At 46.5% G+C, this 8,525-nt stretch carries 5 protein-coding genes; all 5 read right to left on the reverse strand.

The annotated features are described in order from the left end of the window. Positions 1-161 precede the first annotated feature (161 nt). On the reverse strand, positions 162-524 hold the full coding sequence (locus QUA77_RS28020) for a type II toxin-antitoxin system PemK/MazF family toxin (RefSeq protein ID WP_333453858.1): 363 nt from the start codon (positions 522-524) through the stop codon (positions 162-164). Then, positions 479-709: a ribbon-helix-helix domain-containing protein gene (locus QUA77_RS28025; protein WP_333084324.1), complete on the reverse strand. Its 231-nt coding sequence runs from the start codon at positions 707-709 to the stop codon at positions 479-481. Before QUA77_RS28025 ends, QUA77_RS28020 begins: the two co-directional genes overlap by 46 nt. A gap of 117 nt (positions 710-826) precedes the next feature. Further along, on the reverse strand, positions 827-2,041 hold the full coding sequence (locus tag QUA77_RS28030; protein WP_333453860.1) for a glutathione S-transferase family protein: 1,215 nt from the start codon (positions 2,039-2,041) through the stop codon (positions 827-829). A gap of 205 nt (positions 2,042-2,246) precedes the next feature. Next, on the reverse strand, positions 2,247-2,996 hold the full coding sequence (locus QUA77_RS28035; protein ID WP_333453862.1) for a peptidylprolyl isomerase: 750 nt from the start codon (positions 2,994-2,996) through the stop codon (positions 2,247-2,249). 81 nt (positions 2,997-3,077) lie between these two features. Continuing rightward, on the reverse strand, positions 3,078-8,492 hold the full coding sequence (locus QUA77_RS28040) for a S8 family serine peptidase (RefSeq protein WP_333453864.1): 5,415 nt from the start codon (positions 8,490-8,492) through the stop codon (positions 3,078-3,080). Between the last annotated feature and the right edge of the window lie 33 nt (positions 8,493-8,525).

The raw sequence follows: 8,525 nt of genomic DNA on the forward strand, positions 1-8,525 counted from the left end.
TGCCTATCTTTTTTTAGCACACATTGGCTCAATCCTTACAAAGGTATGGGTTTCAGGCTGGTTGTTACCCCCCCAGGTCGAAATGTAGAAATTTTTGTCAACCATCCAGAAATCCTGCGTCACTCGATGCTATGTTTGTTACCCCCAGCTTTTGGATTGCCCTACTCTTCAAGTTCTAAATATCGAGCCAAAATCTGTTGAATTTCTGGTATTTGTTGCAACTCTAATTGCCCAAGACAGCGGACAAGTCTGCGTTTATCAAACGTCATCGGATCGACGCACACGATAAAACTCTCGGTACTCAGACCATTGAGAGTCGAAGGAATTACTGGCAAAACAATGGGCCGTAAATGCTCGTTTGGAACAGCAGAAGTGATGGGCAGAACTGTAACTTTACTGCGTTGATTAAAAGCAGTTCCTGAAATAATTACCGCCGGTCGAGTCTTGCGGACTTCTGTACCGACTGAGGGATCGAAATTCACGAGCCAGATGCTTCCCAGTCGGTAATCGCTGCTTGCTGCCATGCTTCATCCTCATCGGTTAATTCATCGCTCAGTTCATCCAGTAATAAACAGGCTTTTACCATTGCCTGCTGTTCTTGTTGCTTGCGCCATGCTTGCAATAAAAGCTCAACTAGCCGACTGCGATTTTCTACACGCTCGTCAATGTAACGCACTAGCTCATCTGGCAAAGAGATAGATACTTTCATATTATTTATGCTACTTTTAATACTACCAATGGTAGCACATCGATCGAGCAGATAGCAAACTTATGAAGTAGAGCAGCAGCAACGCCGATTCCGTCTGATTCCGATCGGCTTATAATCCTACACAAAATTAGCCGGATCTTGATCTCGCCGATGCTTCAGCAGAATCGGAGAACCTTGGCCATCACCCACCAAAGCCGCCGTTTCCTCCAACGCTTCCCTCAATCGCTTGGCCGCGTATATCGACATATCGCGGGGCACATTCACCCGATCGCGCAAATACCGCAAAGCCGCATCAGAACCAGGCGGCGGCGTACAAACTTCGCCAGTCATCATCAAAGTTAAAGCACAACGCAAAGCCTCATCGAATAACTTGTCATCAGCAGGATTGACTCGAACGATGTTGCGCTGGTGCTTAATGACGCGATGAAGTGCTTCAGCGCGGGAGGTTTCCGGTTCTGGATACATCACATCCGGCAATCCAGCCCAAGGCCCATTATCCACGCGGGCTTTATTGAGAAGCATCTGAGGTTCGCCGTTTTCATAACACCCGCCCATCTGAGGCGGTAAATCGTGGACGTGGGTGTGAAAATCGCTCTGAGTGCCGCGATAGGTAGGGCGGGTTTCCATCGCCGCAAACCAGTCAGCAAAGCGCGGGTTTTCTTCCCGCATCGAGTAGCCTTTGTAGTAGTAAAGACTGGCATTCATGCGTTCGACGTAGGGCGTAAAGATGACATCCGCAGTGCCAAATTCATCGAGGAAATAAGGCCCGGCGGTGCTGGCGAGAGCCTTTTCTACCTGGGTGACGACGCTGATAAATTGGTTGCGGTTGTGCTGTTCTACTCTGGCTGAACTTGCTGGGTAGCACAGCCAAGAACACCAGGCCCTAAACAGCAGTCGTTCTAACCGCCGCAGGGGTATTACTGCCGGGTTTTCCATGCCCAAACCCAAGGGGCCATAGACTCGTTCGAGGGCGATTAAGATATCATCGCTTTCGGTGATGATGCGGCCGTCTAGTTCGATCGCCGGTAGCATTCCCGATGGCACTTTGCGCTTGTACCAGCTTTCCTTTTCCCCATAGCAGAACATAGTAACTTTCTCAATGCGGTAGGGGATTTCTTTTTCTTCTAACCACAGCCAGATTTTTTGGCAGTAGGGACACCAAGCATGGTTATCGCGGTACAGGGTGACTCGCACATCGGATTCGGTTTTACCGAAGAGGCGCAAGCGGGATTGAGCGTTGGTTGGCCCGTTGACGCGATCGACTTCAAAGTCTGTGAGGGCTTCTAGTTGTGTCCAGGTTAGAGGGGTGGCGATCGTGGCGGTGGATGTCATAGGTGAATTAGTGCTGATGATGGTTCCCCAAAATATAGACTAAATGTATAGCTTTTCTTGGTCGCGATCGTCCACAAGTTAGCCACCCCCTTGATGATTCGGCGGTTAAAAGAGACTGCTGACTTTGTATGAAGGGTATTACGCCTCATACAAAGTCACAACCAATAGCGAGAATGATTGTGCAATCAAAGTCACATTAAATAATCTAATTCAACTTGACATTCATATTTTGTAGTTTCTCTTTTAACCATTCCTCAAACAGCAGATTTTCCAAATCTCGCTTTAAAGCACCTTCTAACGAAGCAGGTAGCAGTTGTTCGACTTTCAACAAACAATAGCGTCCCTCAATCTGAAGCGGGCCAATAATTTGTCCAACTTGTGCATTTTCTGTGGCCTTGCGAACCATTTCTGGCATCTGAGCGCGAATAACTGGCCCCATTACGCCACCTACTACAGCATCATCTACGGTGGAGTATTGTTTAGCTAATTGGACAAAATCTGCACCTTGTTCCAGTTGCGCTTTCAAATCTTCAGCAATTTCTGGATGCTGTACGACAATGCGGGAAAGAACAACCCGAGCCAAACCTTCTTTATTTTGCACAAAGTATTTTTGTACTTTTAATTCCGTGACTTTTTCTTTGAGGTTTTCTTGTTTGATGCGAAAACTCACCTGCTGCTTGAAATCAGCATAAGTAATTGCATTTGTCAATAACCATTTTTGGAAACTTTCAGGGCTGGTTAATTGCTGTTGCAAGCGAAATTCTAGGATAAATTGTTCTACGATATCGGCTTCTGGTTCGGAAATCTCTAAAGCCTTGATTTCGTTTTCTAAGAGATACTGCTGGGCAATTTCTAACACAACGGTAGATAGTTTACCAGCCGTGCGGAGGTAGCCAAGGGATTGCTCTAAAGATAAAGTTACACTGTCTATCGTTAAAAAATTGGTTATGTCCATTGGGAATATTTGTTAATAATGGCGTTTTAACTTGTGGGGGCGGGTGACAACTATTCCTAATTTACCCGCCCCACATCTATACTAGCTAACAAGCAATTTGAGAAGCGTAGGATTAGTAGCCACTTTAGCAAGCGAGTTGGCGACACCTTTGAAATCGCCATCGCCTACTGCTTTGAAAGCATTGACTAAATCCCCGACACCGGGAATCATGCGTATGCCTTCAAAGAAAGCATCCAAAGGCTTACCCTGTCTTAAGTTAACAGCAGCTTTGGCTAAATGTTCGCCTTCCGCGAAGCCAGCAACTTTGAACCCTGTAGAAAGCGCTTTGAGGTAATCCTCTCGCTGCAAACTCCACGCCATGTCTACCCAGTCTTTGCCTTGTGAGAACCCAGCTAGCCCGAACCCAGTGGAAATGGCGTTAAGGTATTTCTTGTCTTTGACATCCCACGCCATATTAACCCACTGCTCTACATTCTTAAAGCCAACGGCTGATAACCCTTGAGTGACAGCAGCACGGTCATTGTTAGGATTGCTGTCTTTAAGATCCCGCACCCAAGAACTACTAGCAAACTGTGTACCCGCAACTAAGAGTAATTCATCTGCAACCTTGCTAGTTTGATTATCTTTAAGCGCGATCGCGGACTTAACAAATGCTTGAGATTGGCTTGAATTGATGCCTAATTTGTCCAATCCAGCAACTTCTAGCCCTGTTTTCAGAGCATTGGTATAATCGCCATTTTTCATCACGCCCCAGGCAATGCCTACAAATTTGTCGGCATTATTAAACCCAGCACCGGACAAACCTGCACTTAAAACATCCTTCCAGTCACCATCTTTCATCGCCCAAGCAACATCTACAAAGGTATTCGCTACCTTATCTTTCACCTCAAGCTCTTTGAGGACATCTTTCAAGGCTGTCGGGTAGTCTTTACTAATAATCCCCCAGCCGACATCTATGAGTATATTGACCACTTTCTCTGGAACAGCAGTGCCACCGGGTATTATTTTCAGTACCCCATTGACTCCGCTCTTAACAACCTCTTTCCAATCATTTTGAATCAGGGCAATTAATCCCTCGATACCATTGACAACTGTGCCGACATACGGAATTTTCTTCAAGGCAGCGACGACAGCACCAACGTCTACGCCATCTAGATTGCTCTTAATGTTCTCGCTGATATCCTTTGAAAACTGCTTGACACTCTCGCTCAAGCGATTAAAGAATCCCTTCTTGCGCCGATTTTGTTCCTGCCGTTCGAGCTCTAGCTCTTCTTGTTGCAATGTCTCAAGTGTGGCTACCGCTTCTTGATGCTCTTTCGTTTTTTGCTTTAAATCAGCTTTTGCTTTAGCTAAAGCAGCGTTAGCATCTGCAAGATTCTTTTCTGCTGCTTTAGACTTTGCTAGTGCGTCTTGATATGCTAGTGCTGCTGCTGCTGCCTCTGCTGCTGCTGCTTCGTATGCAGCTTGAGCGTCTGCCAATATCTGCTGTGCTTGAGCTTCTGCTGCTGCTAGTCCAGCTTGGGCATCGTCTATAAGTTTTTGTGCCTCTGCTTGGGTCTGTACCAAGACCGCTTCAGCAGACGCAACAATGCGGTTGGCTTCCTCTATGGCTGCTTCCAAAGCTTGTTGGGCAGTTTCAATAGCCTCCTGCGAGGACTGGTCAGCATTTGCTAAAGCTGTCCGGGCATCGTTTATTAAGTTTTGTGCCCTTGCTTTTTCGGCTTCTAGTGTATTCTGAGCGTTTGTGACCGCATTCTGAGCAAACGCTTTGGCGTTTTCTACATTGGTTTTAGCTGTAGCAACTATGTTCTTGGCATTTTTTTCAGCCTCTTGCTTTTTCTTCTCTTCCTCCTGTCGTTTGGCTTCCGCTGCTGCTGCTTCAGCCTTAGCCTTAGCTGCTGCCGCATCTGCTGCTGCTTTAACCTTAGCTGCTGCTGCTGCCGCATCTGCTGCTGCTTTAACCTTAGCTGCTGCTGCTACTACTGCTGCTGCTGCTTCAGTTTTAACCTTCTCTGCTGCTGCTGTTTTTTTCCGCGCCTCCTCCAGCTTCGCTGCCGCTTGTTTCCGCGCTGCCTCTTCTTTCTTCTTGTCTTCTTCTTTTTTCCGGTTGAGTAATACTGCAGCTGCTATTGTCTCAGCTGATGGCGCAACGACAGCCACGACTACTGCCGCTTCCTTGACCCATCCAGGAGGTTTAGGAAGGCTCAAAGCGGCTCGCTCTGTAGAAGTTATTTCATCCGAATCTATCCAGGCAGATTTTTCGAGTTTGGATTCCAGGTCATAGTAGTGGTGTAGGTTATAGAATTCAGGCCAGTAAACTTCTGGGATATTTCCGTTCTTGAGGGTAGCCTGAACCAAATCAATATTAGGAGGTGTGTAAACTTCTGGTTTTGTTGCCTTCGCCAGATAGACTGCTGCTGAGATGTTCAGCAATCCCAAACCAGTCTCAGCGTCCCAATTAGACGCATTCAGCTCGGTAGCTGTGCCTTTGAGGATATCGATAACCTGGGTGTAGTTCAGGCTTGGATTAGCTGCCCAAATTAGAGATGCAGCACCCGTGACTTTGGCAGTTGCCACTGATGTACCAGATGCACCATTGCTAGCAGTGCCTTGTGCTAGGATATCGACGCCTTTGCCGTAGTTGGCATAATCGACTTCTCCATAGCTGGAATAATCTGCTTTTTGCCAGCCTTCAGCAGCACCAACCACCAGGATATTGTCAAACTCCTTAGTAGCCTGAGCAAGTGCTGACATAGTAGTTCCTTGGTTCCCAGTAGAGGTAGCAACCAGAACATTATTCTGTTGAGCGTAAAGCAAAGCTGCCCGTTCCAGGGAAGTCAATTCGTAGCGAGTAGTAACACTTCCATCCGGATTCGTTTGGGTCAAGTCAAAGCTGAGGTTCACCACAGCATTTGGTTGTCCCGATGCCTTAGCCGCGTCCACAAACTCGATCAATGACTGCGCCCAGTCTCCAGAACCAATCGCACGACCTAGCCATAGAGGAGATTTGTCATTAATGCCATCAATTCCAATACCATTGTTACGAGTGGCAGCAATTACCTCTAACATCTGAGTACCATGTTGATCTCCCTCTCCTGGTTGCAACAAGGGGTCGCTGTCACCATCTACCCAATCCTTACCCAGAGTGATTCGAGAGGCATTAACGTCAGGATTGTTAACGTGGAAGCCTGAGTCAATTAGACCAATTAAGGGCAAACCATTTTTCATCAAAATATCTGCTGGTGATGTTTCGTACCAGCGATTTTCAGAAGACAGAATCTTCGCCCAAACATCTATTTCAGCTTGAGAGTCGTCTACCCACTCGCTCCAAGAGTTTTTCAGACCATCGTACTCAGTCCAGGCATCATCCGTAATTTTATGACTTTGAACATCTAAAGCTTGATAGTCTTGCCAAGCTTCTGCCATGATTGAATTTTTGGAGTTTTGCAGTTGCTCGTACTGACTCCAGTAATCACCCATAACTTGACTACGCTGGTTTTCCAGTATTTGATACTCGCTCCAAGCTTGACTCATGAATGCTTCTTTAGAATTCTTAAGAGCATCCAACTGATTCTCAGCATCACCCATCACTTGATGACGGTAGGTATCCAGGTTCTGGTACTGGCTCCAAAGGCTATTCATTACAGTTTCTTTATTGCCTTTGAGAGCATAGTATTCATTCCAGGCATTATCCATACCCTGTTCGCGGTATGCAGCTAAGTTGTAGTATTGATTCCAAGCATCGCCCATCTCCTGACGACGGTAGGCATCCATGCTCTGGTACTGATTCCATAGACTGCTCATCACAGTCTCTTTACTGCCCTTGAAAGCGTTGGATTGATTCCTGGCATCAGCCATGGCTGTAAGCCTGTAGCTATCGAGGGCGCGGTAGTCATCCCAAACATCGTTTCCAAACCCCTTGCCATTCAGTTGGCTCCAGGTGTAGTACACCCAGTCATACATGAATTTATCAACGTTAGAAACTGTACTGTTTGCGTAGTCAACCCACTGATTCAAGTAATTGCTAGTATTAGATAGGTCGCTCCCGGTATAGTTCGCCCAGTCATACATGAATTGACCATTGTTAGAAACGGTATTTTTTGCGTAGTCAACCCACTCATTTGTGTAGTTACCACTGCTGGAGAGATTGCTTTCTACATACTCTACCCAATCATTCATGTAGTCTCCAGAATGAGAGACTTTGCTCCAAACGTTGTACACTTGGTCGTACATATCGTTACCAACGTTTGAAAGTTGGTCACTGGCAGCACTTATCTGAGCATCCGTTGAGTTTTGAATTTGAGAAAGCGTACTCCGGTGATTGTAGGCTGCGTTGTATAACTCACCATCAACATTGGTAAGTTGGCTTTCTAGTGATTGTAACTGACTATTAAGAGAGTTCTCAGTTGCAAAAATAGAAGCTTTAAAGTCGTCAACCTGTTTCTGAATTCCGCTGTCAATGCCAGTTAATACATCTTGAAGATGATTTAAACTTTGAGCCTCCTGATTATTAAGAGTAGTTAATTCTTGCTTAATCTCATATAGCCAATTGTTAACTGAATTTTGGGCTGTAGCAACAGGCTTTTGTAAGGTTGGCTGTGTAGTAGATGCGATCGTGCCTCCCTCCTCATTCTCACCCAACACATTTCCTACTGCTGGTTGCTGTGTAGTAGAAACCAGAGGGTTTGCTTCTTTTATTAATGTAATTCCATCCATCTCCTGACTCGCCACGGTCTCTGCTACGGTGGGCTGGGTATTAGCATCAGTTGTCGGCGTGATCGCACCCCCATTATCCCCAGTAACATTGGAAACAGAATTGTCTGCTGTTACTGAATTTGGCGATGTGGTAGAAGTTGGATTAACAGCGATCGCTCCTGAATTATTATCCGTTACTACTGCTGAATCGGAAGTTTTGGGAGTATCGGATATGATCGCTCCTGCATCCCCCGTGACGCTAGATGAAGACTCGGTTGTAACAACTGACTGTTGTGGCGATACTGGTGTGGTCGATCCAGAGTCAAGCGGTGCGATCGCTTGATCTTCACTCTCAGAAGTTACCGCTGCTTTATCTGGGACAGGGGAATTTTCCTCAACGGAAACTGATGGTTTCTCGATCGCGGCCGCGAACTGATCGGAGTTGGTGGAAGTTACCTCAGTTTCGGTTTTAGCAGGATCGGATGTTGCGGGTGCAGTGACAACAGGGGTGTCTGATTTTGATACTTCAGAGGCGATCGCTCCTGCATCCCCCGTGACGCTAGATGAAGACTCGGTTGTCACCACTGGCTTTTCTGACGATACTGGTGTGGTCGATCCAGTGTCAAGCGGTGCGATCGCTTGATCTTCACTCTCAGAAATTAGGGCTGTTTTATCTGTGACAGGGGAAGTTTCCACAACGGAAACAGATGGTTTCTCGATCGCGACCGCGAGCTCATCGGAGTTGGTGGAAGTTACGTCAGTTTCGGTTTTAGCAGGATCGGATGTTGCGGGTGCAGTCACAACGGGGGTATCTGATTTTGATACTTCAGAGGC

The sequence above is a fragment of the Microcoleus sp. K5-D4 genome, from assembly GCF_036704575.1.
In the GTDB taxonomy this organism is placed as follows: domain Bacteria; phylum Cyanobacteriota; class Cyanobacteriia; order Cyanobacteriales; family Microcoleaceae; genus Microcoleus.

Excerpts from the sequence above, each read along its gene's own strand:
- QUA77_RS28035 (WP_333453862.1), bottom strand. The coding sequence starts at position 2,996 with ATGGACATAACCAATTTTTTAACGATAGACAGTGTAACTTTATCTTTA.
- QUA77_RS28025 (WP_333084324.1), bottom strand. The coding sequence starts at position 709 with ATGAAAGTATCTATCTCTTTGCCAGATGAGCTAGTGCGTTACATTGAC.
- QUA77_RS28030 (WP_333453860.1), bottom strand. The coding sequence starts at position 2,041 with ATGACATCCACCGCCACGATCGCCACCCCTCTAACCTGGACACAACTA.
- QUA77_RS28020 (WP_333453858.1), bottom strand. The coding sequence starts at position 524 with ATGGCAGCAAGCAGCGATTACCGACTGGGAAGCATCTGGCTCGTGAAT.